Source organism: Variovorax sp. ISS6, from assembly GCF_056523145.1.
Genome location: NZ_JAWRZC010000001.1, coordinates 945,764 through 961,734 on the forward strand (window position 1 = coordinate 945,764; position 15,971 = coordinate 961,734).

Genomic DNA, 15,971 nt, shown 5'->3' on the forward strand with positions numbered 1-15,971 from the left:
GCGGCTACAGCCCCAGGGCGGCGAGCACGCCGTTGCCCGCCTGCACCGCGCTGCGGCGGTGGTAGAAGTCCAGCGCGCGCAGGCCGCCGAGTTCGGCGCCGCCGCCCGCGCGGCCCGGGCCGCCGTGCAGCGACATCGGCATCACGTTGCCGTGGCCGGTCTGGGCCTGCGCCACCTCGGGCGTGATCACGTGCACGCGGCCATGGCTGGCCGCGAGTTCGACCGCCGCCTGAGCGAGCGCGGTTTCGTCGGCGCCGTAGAGCGAGGTCACGAGCGAGCCCTGGCCGCGGTGGGCGAGGGCGAAGGCATGGGCCGTGTCGCGGTAGGGCAGCAGCGTGGCGACCGGGCCGAAGACCTCGATGTCGTGCACCTGCCGCGCCGCGTCGGCGTCGCGCGCGCCCAGCAGCACTGGGCCGATGCAGGCAGCCACGGCGGGGTCGGCGTCGACCAGCGGGCGATCGCGGCCGTCGTGCAGCACCTGGGTCTGCGCGGCGAGCGCATCGAGGCCCTCGCGCACCGCGGCGAGCTGCGCGCGGCTCACCAGCGAGCCCATGCGCACGCCCTCGTTGCGCGGGTTGCCCACGCTCACGCCCGCGAGCTTGGCGGCTATCGCCTCGGCGGCGGCGTCGTAGAGCTCGGCCGGCACGAGGATGCGGCGGATCGCGGTGCACTTCTGGCCCGCCTTCACCGTCATCTCGCGCACCACCTCTCGCACCAGCAGGTTGAAGGCCTCGCTGCCGGGCGCGGCGCCGGGCAGCAGCAGCGCGCTGTTGAGGCTGTCGGCCTCGATGTTCACGCGCACCGAGCGCCGCGCCACGGCGTCGTGCGAGCGGATCAGCGCGGCGGTATCGGCCGAGCCGGTGAACGAGACCACGTCGAAGGGCTGGAGCTGGTCCATCAGGCCGGCCGAGCTGCCGCAGATCACCGACAGCGCGCCCGCGGGCAGCACGCCCGCGTCGACCACGTCCTTGACCATGCGCTGCGTGAGCCAGGCGGTGGCGGTGGCCGGCTTCACGATCACCGGCACGCCCGAGAGCAGCGCGGGCGCGGCCTTCTCCCACAGGCCCCATGAGGGGAAGTTGAAGGCGTTGATGAACAGCGCCACGCCATGCGTGGGCACCTGCAGGTGCTGCGACTGGAACAGCGGTTCCTTGCCGAGCCTGGCGGCCTCGCCGTCGCGTAAAGCGCGCACGTCGCCGAGCGCGTCGCCCCATTTCGCGTACTGGCCCAGCGTGAAGATCGCGCCGTCGATGTCGACGGCCGAGTCGTTCTTCACCGTGCCCGAGTTCGCGGTCGCGATCTCGTAATAGGCATCGCGGTTCGCCTGCAGCACCTTGACGATGGCGGCCAGCAGGCCGGCGCGCTGGCGGTAGCCAAGGGCGCGCAGCGCCTGGCCGCCCTGTTCGCGGGCGAACGAAAAGGCCCCGGGCAGGTCCAGCCCGGTGGCGTCGACGCGCACGAGCTCGGTGCCGAGCACCGGGTCGAAGAGGGGCGTGCCGGCGCCCGAGCCGCTTTGCCAGCGGCCGGCGACGTGATTGGCGAGGAGTTCGGTCATACGGTGAACTTGATCTGCCCTTCGGGCAAGAGGTAGAGAACGAGCGCGCGGCCTTGCGCGACGGTCGGGCGATGCGCGCTGCCGGGGCCGTAGACGCACCAGCCCGCGGGGCGGCCGTCGAAGGTGGCGCCGGGGCTGTCGTCCAGCGGCATGATCAGGTCGATCTCGCCCTGGGGATGGGTGTGGTGCGGGCCGGCGATGTCCTGCATGTCGACCACGTCGACCGAGAAGCGGTGCAGCGCGTCCTCGGCCTTGAAGACGCGGCCGTACTTGATGCCGCCGCCTTCGCGCTCGCACAGCCAGCCTTCGGCCACGCCCTGGCGGCAGGCGGCGCCGAGCCGCGCGAAGCTGGGGCTGCCGGCGCCATGGTTCGCGTTGAGCCAGCGGTCGAGCTCGGCGTCGAGCGGTCGGCCGGCGATCTCGGCGGTCAGGCCGGCGATCAGTTGGTGGAAGGCTTCCTTGCCGCTGGGGCTGGCAGGGTGGCTGCTGTCGGACATCGTGGGCCTCGAACTTTGGTATTGCCTTGCAGGAATGCTGCACGTGCAGTATCTTGCGTGTGGCCGAACAATAAGCATCGAGACAATCAGTGTCAAGCAATATAGTGCATCTATGGTGTTTACCCTGAGCGCGCACAATGCCGGCGAAACAAGAGGAATGGCATGAATGAGCATGTAGACGCGGTGCTGGCCACCGCGCCGGAAGGCGCCGCCCCCGCCGCGCCCGGGGAGGTGAAGAACCCGCTGCTGGTCGCGCTCGGCGAGCGCGTGCGCAACCTGCGCGCGCAGCGCGGGCTCACGCGCAAGGCGGTGGCGATCGCGGCCGAGGTGTCGGAGCGCCATCTCGCCAACCTCGAGTACGGCATCGGCAACGCCTCGATCCTGGTGCTGCAGCAGGTGGCGGGCGCGCTGCACTGCTCGCTGGCCGAGCTGGTCGGCGACGTGACCACCAGCTCGCCCGAGTGGCTGTTGATCCGCGAGCTGCTCGAGCACCGCAGCGAGGCCGACCTGCGCCGCGTGCGCGTGGCGCTCGGCGAACTGCTGGGCACGGCCTCGGTCGACCCGGCGCGGCACCGGCGCATCGCGCTCGTGGGCCTGCGCGGCGCGGGCAAGTCCACCCTGGGCCAGATGCTGGCCGACGACCTCGAGGTGCCGTTCGTCGAGCTGAGCCGCGAGATCGAGAAGCTCGCCGGCTGCAGCGTGCGCGAGATCCACGACCTCTACGGCACCAATGCCTACCGCCGCTACGAGCGCCGCGCGCTCGAGGAGGCGATCCAGATCTACAGCGAGGTGGTGATCGCCACGCCGGGCGGCATCGTCTCCGACCCCGCCACCTTCAACGAGCTGCTCGCGCACTGCACCACCGTCTGGCTGCAGGCCGCGCCCGAGGAGCACATGGGCCGCGTGGCCGCCCAGGGCGACACCCGCCCGATGGCCGCCAGCCGCGAGGCCATGGACGACCTGCGCCGCATCCTCAACGGCCGCGCCGCCTTCTATTCGAAGGCCGACCTCACGGTCGACACCAGCCGCCAGACCCTGCCGCAGAGCTTCCAGAGCCTGCGCGCCGCGGCCCGCCAGGCGATGGGCCTGAAGGCCTGACCCGGCCGGCGCCACCGCGCGCCGGAACGGGCTTCGGTCACATCCTCGAAAAAAAACGCATCAGGCATTGACGTGCCCGTAAACATGCAGCATGATGCATGTCATCGCCGCAGGAAAGTGCATTATTATTCGTGCATCGACCTTGTCCCGCGGCCTTTCAAGCCCACGGAAGACCCAGGAGACCCCGCCATGACCGAAACCACCGCATCCACCGCCGCCCCGCGCGTCGACTACCGCATCGAGCCTTCCCAGTACCGCCACTGGTCGATCGGCTTCGACGGCGAGATCGCGCGCCTCACGCTCGACATCGCAGAGGACGGCGGCATCCGCCCCGGCTACAAGCTCAAGCTCAACAGCTACGACCTCGGTGTCGACATCGAGCTCAACGACGCGCTCAACCGCATCCGCTTCGAGCACCCCGAGGTGCGCAGCGTGATCGTGACCAGCGGCAAGGACCGCATCTTCTGCTCGGGCGCCAACATCTTCATGCTCGGCGTCTCCAGCCACGCCTGGAAGGTGAACTTCTGCAAGTTCACCAACGAGACCCGCAACGGCATGGAAGACACCTCGAAGCACTCGGGCCTGAAGTTCCTCGCGGCCGTGAACGGCGCCTGCGCCGGCGGCGGCTACGAACTGGCGCTGGCCTGCGACGAGATCCTGCTGGTCGACGACCGCTCCTCCTCCGTCTCGCTGCCCGAGGTGCCGCTGCTCGGCGTGCTGCCCGGCACCGGCGGCCTGACCCGCGTGACCGACAAGCGCCACGTGCGCCACGACCTGGCCGACATCTTCTGCACCAGCGTCGAAGGCGTGCGCGGCCAGCGTGCCGTCGAATGGCGCCTGGTCGACGCGGTCGCCAAGCCCGCGCAGTTCGCCGCCGCCGTGCAGGAACGCGCCTCGCAGCTCGCGGCCGGCAGCGACCGTCCCGCCGGCGCCAAGGGCGTGGCCCTCACGCGCCTCGAGCGCACCGACAGCGCCGACGGCATCGCCTACTCGCACGTGAACGTGCAGATCGACCGCAGCAAGCGCACCGCCTCCATCACGGTGAAGGCGCCGAGCGGCGCGCAGCCGGCCGACATCGCCGCCATCGAGGCCGCGGGCGCCGCCTGGTGGCCGCTGGCCGTGTGCCGCGAGCTCGACGACGCGATCCTCAACCTGCGCACCAACGAACTCGACATCGGCACCTGGCTGCTGAAGACCGAGGGCGACGCCCAGGCCGTGCTGGCCTCGGACGCCGTGATGCTCGCGAACAAGGATCACTGGCTGGTGCGCGAGACCCTCGGCGCGCTGCGCCGCACGCTGGCGCGCCTCGACGTGTCCTCGCGCAGCCTGTTCGCGCTGGTCGAGGCCGGTTCCTGCTTCGCCGGCACGCTGGCCGAGCTGGCTTTCGCGGCCGACCGCACCTACATGCTCGCGCTGCCCGACGACGCCGAGCGCGCGCCCAGGCTGGTGCTCGACGAATTCAACTTCGGCTTCTTCCCGATGGTCAACGACCAGAGCCGCCTGCAGCGCCGCTTCTACGAAGAGGCCGCGCCGCTCGAGGCCGCGCGCGCGGCCGCCGGCAAGCCGCTCGATGCCGACGAGGCGCTCAAGCTCGGCCTGGTCACGGCCGCGCCCGACGACATCGACTGGGACGACGAGATCCGCATCGCGATCGAGGAACGCGCCGCCATGTCGCCCGACTCGCTGACCGGCCTCGAGGCCAACCTGCGCTTCGCGAGCAAGGAGAACATGATCACCCGCGTCTTCGGCCGCCTCTCGGCCTGGCAGAACTGGATCTTCAACCGCCCCAACGCCGTCGGCGAGAAGGGCGCGCTCAAGGTCTACGGCACCGGCGAGAAGGCCGGCTTCGATCTCAACCGCGTCTGAACCTGCAGCCCGTACAACCCAAGGAACAACGATGAGCACGATCAACTACAGCGAGAAGATCCCCAACAACGTCAACCTCGGCGAAGACCGCACGCTGCAGCGCGCGCTCGAAGGCTGGCAGCCCAACTTCATCAACTGGTGGGACGACGTCGGCCCCGAGGGCTCGATCAACCACGAGGTCTACCTGCGCACGGCCGTGAGCGTCGACCCGCAGGGCTGGGCCCAGTTCGGCCACGTGAAGATGCGCGACTACCGCTGGGGCATCTTCCTGAATCCGGGCGACGCCAACCGCGAGATCCACTTCGGCGACCACAAGGGCGAGAAGGCCTGGCAGGACGTGCCCGGCGAGCACCGCGCCAACCTGCGCCGCATCATCGTGACGCAGGGCGACACCGAGCCCGCCTCGGTCGAGCAGCAGCGCCACCTGGGCCTGACCGCGCCCTCGATGTACGACCTGCGCAACCTGTTCCAGATCAACGTGGAAGAAGGCCGCCACCTGTGGGCGATGGTCTACCTGCTGCACAAGCATTTCGGCCGCGACGGCCGCGAGGAAGCCGAGGCGCTGCTGCAGCGCACCTCGGGCGACGAGAACAACCCGCGCATCCTCGGTGCCTTCAACGAACGCACGCCCGACTGGCTCGCGTTCTTCATGTTCACCTACTTCACCGACCGCGACGGCAAGTTCCAGCTCTCCGCGCTGGCCGAGAGCGCCTTCGACCCGCTGGCGCGCACCACCAAGTTCATGCTGACCGAGGAAGCGCACCACATGTTCGTGGGCGAGAGCGGCGTGTCGCGCGTGATCGCGCGCACCGCGCAGGTCATGAACGAGCTGAAGACCGACGACCCGCAGAAAGTGCGCGCGGCCGGTGCCATCGACCTCGGCACCATCCAGCGCTACCTGAACTTCCACTACAGCGTGACCATCGACCTGTTCGGTGCCGATCAGTCGAGCAACGCCGCCATCTTCTACAGCTCGGGCCTCAAGGGCCGCTACGAGGAAGGCAAGCGCACCGACGACCACGTGCTCAAGGGCCAGACCTACAAGGTGCTCGAGGTCAAGGACGGCCAGCTCGTCGAGAAGGACGTGCCGATGCTCAACGCGCTCAACGAGGTGCTGCGCGACGACTTCATCAAGGACTCGGTGGCCGGCGTCGGCCGCTGGAACAAGGTGCTCGAGAAGGCCGGCATTCCCACCCGCCTGGTCGTGCCGCACAAGGCCTTCAACCGCCAGATCGGCGCGCTCGCCGGCATCAAGATGTCGCCCGAGGGCCGCGTGGTGAACGACATGGAATGGGCCGCCAAGCGCGACGAATGGCTGCCGAGCGCCGAAGACTTCGCTTTCGTGGCATCGTTGATGGGCCGCGTCGTCGAGCCGGGCAAGTTCGCGGGCTGGATCGCGCCGCCGGTGATGGGCATCAACCGCCAGCCGGTGGACTTCGAGTACGTCCGCTTCGGCTGAAAGCCTGGATATGAATCCCTCGTCCCCACGGCGAGGGGATGGAGAACAACATGGACATGGCCGTTGAAGCCGGGGTCATCAAGCAGCACTTGATCGACCCCGAGATCTGCATCCGCTGCAACACCTGCGAGGCCACCTGCCCCGTCAACGCGATCACGCACGACGACAACAACTACGTCGTGCGCGCCGACGTCTGCAACGGCTGCATGGCCTGCATCTCGCCGTGCCCCACGGGCTCGATCGACAACTGGCGCACCATGCCCGTGGTGCGCGCCTATTCGATCGAGGAGCAGCTCGGCTGGGAATCGCTGCCGGCCGAACTCACGCCCGAGGAGCTCGAGGCCGCGGGCGTGACGGCCGACGCGGCCGATGCCGCGGAGGTGGCCGAAGCGGCACCGGCGCAGGCCGCGACCGCCGAAGCGGCCGAACCGGTCTTCCACTCGGCCCAGTACGGCGCCACCGTGCCGCCCTGGTCGGCCGCGCACGCCTACACCAACCTGTTCCCGCCGAAGACACCGACCACCGCCACCGTGGTGGGCAACTTCAACTGCACCGAGGCCGGCTTCGACAGCGAGACCCACCACATCGTGCTGGACTTCGGTGCCATCCCGTTCCCGGTGCTCGAGGGCCAGTCGATCGGCATCGTGCCGCCCGGCGTCGACGCCATCGGCAAGCGCCACCATGCGCGCCAGTACTCGGTGGCCAGCCCGCGCAACGGCGAGCGGCCCGGCTACAACAACGTCTCGCTCACCGTGAAGCGTGTGACCGAGGACCACCAGGGCAACCCGGTGCGCGGCATCGCCTCGAACTATGTCTGCGACCTCAAGGTCGGCGACACCGTGCAGGTGGTCGGCCCGTTCGGCGCCTCGTTCCTGATGCCGAACCATCCGAAGTCGCACATCGTGATGATCTGCACCGGCACCGGCAGCGCGCCGATGCGCGCCATGACCGAGTGGCGTCGCCGGCTGCGCAAGAGCGGCAAGTTCGAGGGCGGCAAGCTCATGCTGTTCTTCGGCGCGCGCACGCAGCAGGAGCTGCCGTACTTCGGTCCGCTGCAGTCGCTGCCCAAGGATTTCATCGACATCAACCTCGCGTTCTCGCGCACGCCGGGAAGCCCCAAGCGCTACGTGCAGGACCTGATGCGCGAGCGCGCGGCCGACCTCGCCGCGCTGCTCAAGGACGGCGCCAGCCACTTCTACGTCTGCGGCCTCAAGAGCATGGAGGAGGGCGTGGTGCTCGCGCTGCGCGACGTGGCGAAGGAGGCGGGCCTGGACTGGGACACCGTGGGCGCCGCGCTCAAGCGCGAAGGCCGGCTGCATCTCGAGACCTACTGACCCTCGCTCGGGTGCCGGGTAGGCTGCGCCGATGAAGTTCGCCGATTTCCATGCCGGCCAGGTCATCGAGGCCGGCCCCTACCTGCTCAGCGAGGAGGAGCTGGTCGGCTTCGCCCGCAGCTACGACCCGCAGTGGTTCCACACCGACGCCGAGGCCTCGCGTGAGAGCCCCTTCGGCGGCCTGATCGCGAGCGGCTGGCACACCTGCGCGATCGCGATGCGGCTGGTGGTCGAGGCCGCGCTCGCGGGTTCCGAATCCTTCGCCTCGCCGGGCCTCGAGCACGTGCGCTGGCCGAACCCCGTGCGCCCCGGCGACGCGCTGCGGCTGGTGGCCGACGTGATCGAGGTGCGCCGTTCCGAGAGCAAGCCCACGCTGGGCATCCTGCGCTGGCGCTGGCGGCTGTTCAACCAGCGCGAGCTGATGGTGCTCGATGTGGAAGTGACGAGCCTGTTCAGGCTGCGCGAAGACGCTTCGAACTGAGCGCTTGCGAAAAAGGCCCGTGGCCTCGAAGGGCCACGGGCCTTGTCGCGCCGGGAGGGGCGTGCTTACTTGCCCAGCTTCACGCCACCGCTGCCACCGGCCTGGCCGGCCGCGCCGGCTCCGGTGCCGATCGGCTTCAGCGCGCCGCCTGCCGAGCCGGCCGCGCCGGTGACGCCATTCACCGCGCCGCCCACGGTGCTGGTCGCACCGCCGAGCGCTCCGGTCGCGCCATTGGCCGTGCCCGCCACGCCGCCGACCGCATTGGTGGCACCGGTCACGGCCCCCGTGGCGCCGCCGACCGTGTTGCCGACATTGCCCACCGCGCCGGTCGCGCCGCCGAGCACGCCGCCCACGGCATTGCCGAGGCCGCCGCCATTCGCGTTGCCCGAGGCATTGCCGCCCGCGCCGGCGTTGCCGGCCGCACCCGCGCCATGGCCGTTCGCATGGCCCGCCGCGGCCGCGCTACCGCCGGCGTTCGTGCCGGCATTCACGCCGGTGCCGCCGGCATTGGCGCGGGTCTGCGCCGCAGCATCGCCGCGCGCGCCGGCCTGTGCGCCGCCCGCGCTGCCGCCGCCCGAGGCGCCCACTCCGGCGTTCACGCCCACGCCCACCCCGACGTTCGGGGTGGAGACCTGTGCGCCGGCCTGGATGCCCGCGGTGGCCAGCAGCCCCGCAAGCAGGGCGCCGAAGACGATGCGATGGTGTTGTTGTTTCATGGCTGGGATTCCTTCCTTTTCGAGTGATACGGGGATCGCTGAAAACACAGAGCCGGCAGGGTGCCGGCTCGGAATGAAACATAGGGAAGGGCGGGGTGGGGGCCGTGAGCGCCGGGGCCGCGCCTGGCTGTGGGAGCTGTCCGTCGGCGGAATCGGGGGCTCGTGCGTTAGCGCGTTCGAAGCGGAAATGGCGGCATCAAGGCAGGAGATGGCGGCTGAAGAAGGAGGTTGTCGCGGTTTCTGCCGCGCGCACCGCTGCCCGGTCGAAGCCCGGCGGGTCGTTCAACAGGTCGCCGATCAGCCCGTCGAGCGCCGGCGGCTGGGGCGACAGCAGCGAGCCGTGGCCGCCGAGCGCCAGGTCGGCCAGCAGTTCGCAGCGCGGCCGGCAGGCCGCCAGCACGGCGTCGCCGTGAAAGCGCGGGATCAGCCAGCGGTCCTGCCGGGCACCGATCAGCGCCAGCGGGATGCGCGGCGTCGCGAGCGAGGCCAGGTCGAAATCGGCCGCGCCCGGCACGCCGGCCACCGCGGCGGCGATGCGCGGGTCGTGGTCCTCGCGCACCCGCGTGTCGGCCGCGAAGCGGTGGCGGATCACCGTGCGCGCGCCCCAGCGCTTGAGGCCGTCGAGCGGGCCGCCCGTGAGCCGCGTGATCAGGCCGACGCAGAACTGGAAATCCTCGTCCAGGTGGGCGTCGCAATGGCGCGCGAACGCCGCCGGCGACCAGCGGCCGCCCGCGAGGCTCAGCGCCGTGTGCCCGCCGGCCGAGATGCCGTAGAGGCCGACCCGGTCGAGCCGCAGCAGCGGCGCGAAGCGCGGGTCGCGGCCCACGGCGTCGATCGCGCGCGAGACCTCGGCCGGCCGCTGCGTCCAGCTGTCGGGGCCGGGATCGCTGCCGTCGCGCGCGTTGTCGGCGCGGTGCTCGGGCATCGCGACCACGAAGCCGGCCGCGACCAGGCTGCGCGCCTAGTCCACGTGCACCCACGGTGCCCCGCCCGAGCCGTGCGACACCACGACCAGCCGGCCATTGCCGCGCACGGGCGCCGCGCCGGGGGCGGCGTCGAAGGCGAAGGGGCCGCGCTGCACGCGCTGCGACGGCGACTCGGCGGGATAGAACAGCGTGACCGGGCCGTCGGTGGGGGTGGCGGGAAGCTGGTCCAGGCCCAGCGTGGCGGCCTGGGCCAGGCCGGTGAGGAAGGCGAAGAGCGCCAGCATGCCGGCGATCCGGCCGAGCGATGAGCAACGGTGAAGCAAGAGAACTCCTGGTGATGGAACGAAGCCGGCACGATGCCGGCGCCGCCCGGGCCGCGTCTCGCCGAAAACCGCGAGGGCGGCTTCGGGCCCGGCGATTTCAGGAATCGGCCAGCTTCTGGCGCCGGAATTCGGTCGGCGTGAGCCCGGTGGCGGCCTTGAAGGCGCGGTTGAACGGGCCGATCGACTGGAAGCCGGCCTCGAGCGCGATGCTCAGCACCGGCCGCTCGCGCCTGGCCGGATCGGCCAGCGCCGCCAGTGCTTCTTGCAGGCGGAAGCCGTTGATGTAGGCGTTGAAGTTGCGGTGGCCGAGCCGCTGGTTGATGAGCCTGCGCAGCCGGTACTCGGGCACCGCGAGCCGCGCGGCGAGCTGGGCGATGCCCAGGTTCTCGTCGCGGTAGGCGCGTTCGGCCGTCATGAGGCGGTGCAGGGCGTCGGCGAGGCGGTCCTCGGCGGGATCGACGTCCGGCGCCGGCTCGGGCGGTGCCGGAGGGGCGGGCGCGGGTTCGGGGCGAGCGAGCGGAGGAGGCTCGACCGTCGGCGCCGGCGCGATGTCGGGCACCGGCGCCAGCACCGCCTCTGGCAGCGCCGGCCTCGGCGCCGCCGCCGGGAACAGGTCCGACCCCGCGAGCCGCAGCATCCGCCAGGCGACCACCGCCACGATCGCCAGCAGCAGCGCCACGTCCAGCGTTGCCATTGCCCCGCCGAGCTGCCAGCGCGGCGACTGCCAGCGCGCGCCGATCATGGCGATGCTGTAGAGCGCGCCGGCCCCCACGATGAAGGCGCGCAGCCGGCGCCGCCGCTCCACCAGGTCGACGCGCCAGCGCGCGGCCGCCGCGGCCATGGCCAGCAGCGCGAACACCAGCGGCGCCGCGCGCTGCAGGCCCAGCGCGAGGGGCGCGATCGCCAGGCCGCTTCCGATCAACACGGCGCAGTTGGCGCCCGCGAGCAGCGCCACCGCGGCCCAGGCCACGGCGTGCCGCGGTCGTGGCGCGAAGTCGTCGTCGAACAGGGCCCGCGCGAACACCCAGAACAGCACCGCATTGCCCGCCGCCACCGCCACCAGCGGCGCCTGCCACAGCCGTGGCGCCCAGGCCTCGAAGGAGGGCGTCGAGCCCGCCACCTGCAGCGCGAGGCCCAGCGCCAGGGCCACCCCGACGCGCGCCGCCGGCAGCCGCGGCCGGTCGCGGCCGAGCACCAGCGCCAGCACGAGCAGCAGGGCCATCAGCACGCCGCGCAGGGCGGCATCGAGCAGCAGGGGGGCGGGATCGGAAAGAGGCATGCGGGCGCGGCGAAGGTGGGGCGCCGCGGGCCGGACGATAGCAGCGCGTGCAAGACAATGCCGCATGCGCATCCTTCCCTGGGCCGATGACTCCCTGCCGGCCGGCATCGAGCTGTTCCGCCTCGAGCTGGACCTGGCCACCGAACCCACCGCGCTGCGCGCCGCGCTGTCGAGCGAGGAGGACGCGCGGCTGCAGCGTTTCGTACAGCGCGCCGATCGCGTGCGCTTCGCGGCCGCGCGCTCGGCGCTGCGCGGCCTGCTGGCCGAGCGCATGGGTCGCGATCCGCTCGGGCTGCGCTTCGAGGCGGGCCCGCAGGGCAAGCCGTTCGTGCGCGGGGCGCCGCGCTTCAACGTCGCGCATTCGGGCACGCAGGCGCTGATCGCGCTGGCCGATCGCGCCGTGGGGCTCGAGGTCGGCGTGGACATCGAGCACCGCAGCGAGGACATCGACATCGAGGCCCTGGGCGAGCTCGTGTTCACGCCCGCCGAGCGCGCCGCGCTGCGCGCGGCCGACGACCGGCTCGCGGCCTTCTACCTGCGCTGGACCGGCAAGGAGGCGGTGCTCAAGGCGATCGGCGTCGGCATCGCCGAGCACCTGCAGTCGCTCGACATCGCGGCCGGTGCCGGCGCGGCGATCGACATCGTCATGCGCGTGCCGGCCTGGCGGGCGGTGCGCGCGATCCGGCTCGACGCGCCCGCGGGCTACGCCGCGGCGCTCGCGTGGCATCCGGTGTCCTGAGCCGCGGGCCGACGCAACCCAACCGTTTCCCGCGAAGGGGCATTGGCCGGGCTCCGCCGCGCTTTTCATTTCAAGCAACTCATAATGTTGCATGAAACGAGACAGCAAGCTTTCCGCCATCCTGCACGTGCTGCTGCACATGGCCGAGATGGACGAGCCCGCGACCTCCGAGTCGCTCGCGCAGGCGATGCACACCAATCCGGTGGTGGTGCGCCGGCTCATGGCCGGGCTGCGGCAGGCCGGCTTCGTGAGCTCGGCCAAGGGCCATGGCGGCGGCTGGGTGCTGTCGTGCCCGTTGTCGACGGTGACGCTGGCCGACATCCACGCGGCCGTGGGCGCGCCCGCGCTGCTGGCCTTCGGCAACCGCACCGAGAGCCCGGGCTGCATCGTCGAGCAGGCGGTCAACACCGCCCTCGACGGCGCCTGCCGCGAGGCCGAGGCGCTGCTGCTCGCGCGCCTGGGCCGCATCACGCTGGCCGATCTCTCGAAGGATTTCCACCGCCGCATGCACGAAGGCGGCTTCACTGCCAAGGACATTGCCCATGCCTGATTCCACGAGTTCTCCTCTTCCCTACGACGCATTGATCGTCGGCGGCAGCTTCGCGGGCCTGTCGGCCGCGATGCAGCTCGCGCGCGCACGCCGGCGCATCTGCGTGGTCGACGCGGGCCAGCCGCGCAACCGCTTCGCCGAGGCCTCGCACGGCTTCTTCGGCCACGACGGCGCGGCGCCGCTGGCATTGCGCGACCAGGCGCGCTCGCAACTGCTGGCCTATCCCTCGGTCGATTTCGTCGCCGACGCGGCACAAACGGCGCGCGTGCTGCCGGCCGAAGAGGGCGACACCCGCTTCGCCGTCACGCTGGCTTCGGGCCAGACCCTGGTGACGCGCCGGCTGCTGCTGGCCACGGGCGTGCACGACCTGCTGCCCGAGGGCATCGAGGGCCTCGCGCCGCGCTGGGGTGCCAGCGTGCTGCACTGCCCCTACTGCCATGGCTACGAGTTCATCGACCGCCGCCTCGGCGTGCTCGGCAGCGGCGAGCTGTCGGTGCACCAGGCGATGCTGGTGGCAGACTGGGGGCCGCTGACGCTGTTCACGCACGGCATGCCGCCGCTCGATGCCAAAACGCGCGCGCAGCTCGATGCGCGCGGCATCGCGATCGACACGGGCCGCGTGGTCGCGCTCGAGGGACCGGCGAGCGCGCTCGAGGCGGTGCGCTTCGACGACGGGCGCCGCTTGCCGCTCGACGCACTGTTCGTGGCGCCGGCCCAGCGCCAGGGCAGCACGCTGGCCGCGCAACTCGGTTGCGCCTTCGACGAGGGACCGCTGGGCCTCGTGGTGCGCACCGATCCGATGATGAAGACGAGCTCGGTGCCCGGCGTGTTCGCGGCCGGCGACGCGGCGCTCGCGATGCAGAACGCCACGCTGGCCTCGGCCGATGGCGTGCGGGCCGGGGCCTCGCTGCACCGCTCGCTGATCTTCGTCGACTGAGAAAGGTCCGGGGTCTCAGCCGCGCGCCGGCAGCACCGTGCCGCGGCTCTCGCCGAAGCCGATGCGCGCGTGGCCGGGCTTCTCGCACCAGCCGCGCAGCAGCACGGCGTCGCCGTCCTCGATGAAGCTGCGCTGCTCGCCGCTGTCGCCCAGCGCCACGGGCGTCTGGCCGCCGCGCGCGAGTTCGATGATGGCGCCGGCCTCGCCCTCGCCGGGGCCCGAGATGGTGCCGCTGCCGAACAGGTCGCCGGGGTTGAGCTGGCAGCCACCCACCGTGTGGTGCGCCACCATCTGCGCCACGCTCCAGTACTGGTGGCGGAAGCTGGTGGACGACAGGCGCGACGGCCCGCGCTTCTCGGCGCGCGCCTTCTCGCTCTCGAGCCAGACCTCGAGCCGGATGTCGATCGCGCCGGCCTCGCGGTTGGCCGCGTCCTCGAGATAGGCCAGCGGCTGCGGATCGGTGGCCGTGCGCGTCCAGGGCTGGCGGTAGGGCGCGAGCGCTTCCATGGTCACGATCCACGGCGAGATCGTGGTCGCGAAGTTCTTCGCGAGGAAGGGGCCGAGCGGCGCCATCTCCCAGAACTGGATGTCGCGCGCCGACCAGTCGTTGAGCAGGCAGATGCCGAAGATGTGTTGCTCCGCGTGCTCGAGCGCAATGGCCTCGCCGTGCGTGTTGCCGGTGCCGATCCAGACGCCGAGCTCGAGCTCGTAGTCGAGCCGCGCGCAGGCCTGGTAGGTGGGCGCCTTCGCGCCCGGCGCCATCGCCTGGCCCATGGGCCGGCGGAACTGCTGGCCGCTCACGCCGATGGTCGACACGCGCCCGTGGTAGGCGATCGGGATCCAGCGGAAGTTCGAGGTCACGTCGCCGCCCGGGTTCAAGAGGCGCGTGATGTTGAGCGCATGGTCGATCGAGGTGTAGAAGTCGGTGTAGTCGCCGATGCGCGCGGGGATCGCGTACTCGGCCTCGGCCTGCCGCACCAGGCAGGCGCGCACGGCCTGCACCGCCGCGACCGGCGCATCGTTCTTCAGCAGCGCGAACAGCGCATGGCGCAGCGTCCGCCAGGCGGCGGGGCCGAGCGCGAAGAAGTCGTTGAGCGCGGGCTGCGCGGCCGCCGTGGCGGCCTCGAGCGCGAGGCCGTCGAGCTGCCGCGCATGCACCAGCGCGGCCAGGTCGAGCACCTGGTCGCCGATCGCGACGCCGCCGCGAAAGGCCTCGCTGCCGTCGGCGCGGCGAAACACCGCATGCGGCAGATTCTGGATCGGGAAGTCGCTGCCGGTCGTGGCCGTGGGGTTGGCCGATTCGACCCAGCTGCGGGCGTGGACGTCGTGCGTGTGGTTGAGCGCGTGCATGAAAGAGGACTCCTCAGACCGAGGCCATCAATGCGTCGTCGAAGATCGCGACCGCGCGCGTCCAGCCGGCCGAGGCGCCGCGGATCTTGTGCGGGAAGCAGCTGATGAAGAAGCCCGTGGGCGGCAGCGCCTCGAGGTTGTGCAGCTTCTCGATGTGGCAATAGCCGATGTCGCGGCCGGCCTTGTGGCCTTCCCAGATCAGCGAGGCGTCGTGCGTCTCGCCGTACTTCTTCGCGGTGTGGACGAAGGGCGCGTCCCAGCTCCAGGCATCGGTGCCCGTGAGGCGCACGCCGCGCTCGAGCAGGTACATCGTCGCTTCGTAGCCCATGCCGGCGCCGGCCGAGACGTAGTCGGGGTTGCCGTAGCGCGAGCCGGCGCGCGTATTGATCACCACGATCTCCAGCGGCTTGAGCGTGTGGCCGATGCGCTTGAGCTCGGCCTCGACGTCGGCGGCGCGCACCACGTAGCCGTCGGCGAAATGGCGGAAGTCGAGCTTCACGCCGGGCTGGAAGCACCAGTCGAGCGGCACGTCGTGGATCGCGATCGCGGGCTTCTTCTCGCCGAGCGCCTTGTCCATGGTCGAGTGGAAGTGGTAGGGCGCGTCGAGGTGGGTGCCGTTGTGCGTGGACAGCTGCACCATCTCCACCGCCCAGCCTTCGCCGTCGGGCAGGTCTTCCTTCTTGAGGCCGGGGAAGAAGGGCTCGATCTGCTCGTAGGTGTTGTCGTGCGTGAAGTATTGGATCTTCGGCGCGAAGGCCGGCGGGTCGGAGAGCACGTCGTTCTCCAGGAAGATCGAGAGGTCGACCAGTTTGCGTGGCATGGGTGGGCTCCTTGTGGGGTGTTCGTTCGAGCGGAGGGAAA

Annotated in this window: 14 protein-coding genes and 1 pseudogene; 8 read left to right on the plus strand and 7 right to left on the minus strand. The window is 71.2% G+C overall.

The genetic code is table 11. The features are described from left to right. Positions 1-4: 4 nt before the first annotated feature. Positions 5-1,555 (minus strand): 3,4-dehydroadipyl-CoA semialdehyde dehydrogenase, encoded by a 1,551-nt coding sequence (locus AC1HIL_RS04370; protein WP_479671232.1) that lies wholly within the window; start codon positions 1,553-1,555, stop codon positions 5-7. Beyond that, entirely contained in the window at positions 1,552-2,052 is a 501-nt protein-coding gene (locus AC1HIL_RS04375; RefSeq protein WP_057595305.1) for a DUF4863 family protein, read from the minus strand. Before AC1HIL_RS04375 ends, AC1HIL_RS04370 begins: the two co-directional genes overlap by 4 nt. A gap of 162 nt (positions 2,053-2,214) precedes the next feature. On the opposite strand from AC1HIL_RS04375, the gene AC1HIL_RS04380 reads away from it, so the two are divergent. The 5 genes from AC1HIL_RS04380 to AC1HIL_RS04400 all read left to right on the plus strand — a co-directional run bounded on the left by AC1HIL_RS04380 (position 2,215) and on the right by AC1HIL_RS04400 (position 8,290). Next, positions 2,215-3,150: a helix-turn-helix transcriptional regulator gene (locus AC1HIL_RS04380; protein WP_057595304.1), complete on the plus strand. Its 936-nt coding sequence runs from the start codon at positions 2,215-2,217 to the stop codon at positions 3,148-3,150. Between the two features lie 189 nt (positions 3,151-3,339). Further along, positions 3,340-5,016 carry a 2,3-epoxybenzoyl-CoA dihydrolase gene (gene boxC / locus AC1HIL_RS04385; protein WP_261212220.1) on the plus strand — a complete coding sequence of 559 codons (1,677 nt, stop codon included), beginning with the start codon at positions 3,340-3,342 and terminating at the stop codon, positions 5,014-5,016. Positions 5,017-5,047: 31 nt separating this feature from the next. Then, the gene (boxB, locus tag AC1HIL_RS04390) at positions 5,048-6,475 is read left to right on the plus strand and encodes a benzoyl-CoA 2,3-epoxidase subunit BoxB (RefSeq protein WP_057595302.1); all 1,428 of its coding nucleotides are present in this window, start codon (positions 5,048-5,050) and stop codon (positions 6,473-6,475) included. 50 nt (positions 6,476-6,525) lie between these two features. After that, the gene (gene boxA / locus AC1HIL_RS04395) at positions 6,526-7,809 is read left to right on the plus strand and encodes a benzoyl-CoA 2,3-epoxidase subunit BoxA (protein ID WP_261212222.1); all 1,284 of its coding nucleotides are present in this window, start codon (positions 6,526-6,528) and stop codon (positions 7,807-7,809) included. A gap of 31 nt (positions 7,810-7,840) precedes the next feature. Beyond that, on the plus strand, positions 7,841-8,290 hold the full coding sequence (locus AC1HIL_RS04400) for a MaoC family dehydratase (RefSeq protein ID WP_057595301.1): 450 nt from the start codon (positions 7,841-7,843) through the stop codon (positions 8,288-8,290). Positions 8,291-8,355: 65 nt separating this feature from the next. On the opposite strand, the gene AC1HIL_RS04405 is transcribed toward AC1HIL_RS04400, so the two are convergent. The 3 genes and pseudogenes from AC1HIL_RS04405 to AC1HIL_RS04415 all read right to left on the minus strand — a co-directional run bounded on the left by AC1HIL_RS04405 (position 8,356) and on the right by AC1HIL_RS04415 (position 11,534). Continuing rightward, positions 8,356-9,006 carry an adhesin gene (locus AC1HIL_RS04405; protein ID WP_261212225.1) on the minus strand — a complete coding sequence of 217 codons (651 nt, stop codon included), beginning with the start codon at positions 9,004-9,006 and terminating at the stop codon, positions 8,356-8,358. A gap of 196 nt (positions 9,007-9,202) precedes the next feature. Next, positions 9,203-10,216, minus strand: a pseudogene (locus tag AC1HIL_RS04410) (alpha/beta hydrolase family protein). Between the two features lie 136 nt (positions 10,217-10,352). Continuing rightward, positions 10,353-11,534, minus strand: coding sequence for an AraC family transcriptional regulator (locus tag AC1HIL_RS04415; RefSeq protein WP_479671233.1), 1,182 nt, complete (start codon positions 11,532-11,534; stop codon positions 10,353-10,355). 64 nt (positions 11,535-11,598) lie between these two features. Between AC1HIL_RS04415 and AC1HIL_RS04420 the strand changes: the two genes are divergently transcribed. The 3 genes from AC1HIL_RS04420 to AC1HIL_RS04430 all read left to right on the plus strand — a co-directional run bounded on the left by AC1HIL_RS04420 (position 11,599) and on the right by AC1HIL_RS04430 (position 13,760). Continuing rightward, positions 11,599-12,273 carry a 4'-phosphopantetheinyl transferase family protein gene (locus tag AC1HIL_RS04420; protein ID WP_479671234.1) on the plus strand — a complete coding sequence of 225 codons (675 nt, stop codon included), beginning with the start codon at positions 11,599-11,601 and terminating at the stop codon, positions 12,271-12,273. A gap of 91 nt (positions 12,274-12,364) precedes the next feature. Then, complete coding sequence (locus AC1HIL_RS04425) at positions 12,365-12,823, plus strand: Rrf2 family transcriptional regulator (protein WP_057592339.1); 459 nt, start codon at positions 12,365-12,367, stop codon at positions 12,821-12,823. Continuing rightward, positions 12,816-13,760, plus strand: a complete 945-nt coding sequence (locus AC1HIL_RS04430; protein WP_296738569.1) for an NAD(P)/FAD-dependent oxidoreductase — start codon at positions 12,816-12,818, stop codon at positions 13,758-13,760. The genes AC1HIL_RS04425 and AC1HIL_RS04430 overlap by 8 nt, the downstream gene beginning before the upstream one ends. A gap of 15 nt (positions 13,761-13,775) precedes the next feature. Here the strand turns inward: AC1HIL_RS04430 and fahA are convergent, their stop codons facing one another. Both fahA and AC1HIL_RS04440 read right to left on the minus strand, forming a co-directional pair. Beyond that, on the minus strand, positions 13,776-15,110 hold the full coding sequence (gene fahA / locus AC1HIL_RS04435; protein WP_479671235.1) for a fumarylacetoacetase: 1,335 nt from the start codon (positions 15,108-15,110) through the stop codon (positions 13,776-13,778). A gap of 13 nt (positions 15,111-15,123) precedes the next feature. After that, positions 15,124-15,930 carry a cyclase family protein gene (locus AC1HIL_RS04440; protein WP_057592342.1) on the minus strand — a complete coding sequence of 269 codons (807 nt, stop codon included), beginning with the start codon at positions 15,928-15,930 and terminating at the stop codon, positions 15,124-15,126. Positions 15,931-15,971: the final 41 nt, after the last annotated feature.

Bases quoted from the DNA above. Each gene is read 5' to 3' on its own strand.
- AC1HIL_RS04425 (WP_057592339.1), top strand. From the start codon at position 12,365: ATGAAACGAGACAGCAAGCTTTCCGCCATCCTGCACGTGCTGCTGCAC.
- AC1HIL_RS04375 (WP_057595305.1), bottom strand. From the start codon at position 2,052: ATGTCCGACAGCAGCCACCCTGCCAGCCCCAGCGGCAAGGAAGCCTTC.
- AC1HIL_RS04380 (WP_057595304.1), top strand. From the start codon at position 2,215: ATGAATGAGCATGTAGACGCGGTGCTGGCCACCGCGCCGGAAGGCGCC.
- boxC (WP_261212220.1), top strand. From the start codon at position 3,340: ATGACCGAAACCACCGCATCCACCGCCGCCCCGCGCGTCGACTACCGC.
- AC1HIL_RS04405 (WP_261212225.1), bottom strand. From the start codon at position 9,006: ATGAAACAACAACACCATCGCATCGTCTTCGGCGCCCTGCTTGCGGGG.
- boxB (WP_057595302.1), top strand. From the start codon at position 5,048: ATGAGCACGATCAACTACAGCGAGAAGATCCCCAACAACGTCAACCTC.
- boxA (WP_261212222.1), top strand. From the start codon at position 6,526: ATGGACATGGCCGTTGAAGCCGGGGTCATCAAGCAGCACTTGATCGAC.
- AC1HIL_RS04370 (WP_479671232.1), bottom strand. From the start codon at position 1,555: ATGACCGAACTCCTCGCCAATCACGTCGCCGGCCGCTGGCAAAGCGGC.
- AC1HIL_RS04440 (WP_057592342.1), bottom strand. From the start codon at position 15,930: ATGCCACGCAAACTGGTCGACCTCTCGATCTTCCTGGAGAACGACGTG.
- AC1HIL_RS04415 (WP_479671233.1), bottom strand. From the start codon at position 11,534: ATGCCTCTTTCCGATCCCGCCCCCCTGCTGCTCGATGCCGCCCTGCGC.
- fahA (WP_479671235.1), bottom strand. From the start codon at position 15,110: ATGCACGCGCTCAACCACACGCACGACGTCCACGCCCGCAGCTGGGTC.
- AC1HIL_RS04420 (WP_479671234.1), top strand. From the start codon at position 11,599: ATGCGCATCCTTCCCTGGGCCGATGACTCCCTGCCGGCCGGCATCGAG.
- AC1HIL_RS04430 (WP_296738569.1), top strand. From the start codon at position 12,816: ATGCCTGATTCCACGAGTTCTCCTCTTCCCTACGACGCATTGATCGTC.
- AC1HIL_RS04400 (WP_057595301.1), top strand. From the start codon at position 7,841: ATGAAGTTCGCCGATTTCCATGCCGGCCAGGTCATCGAGGCCGGCCCC.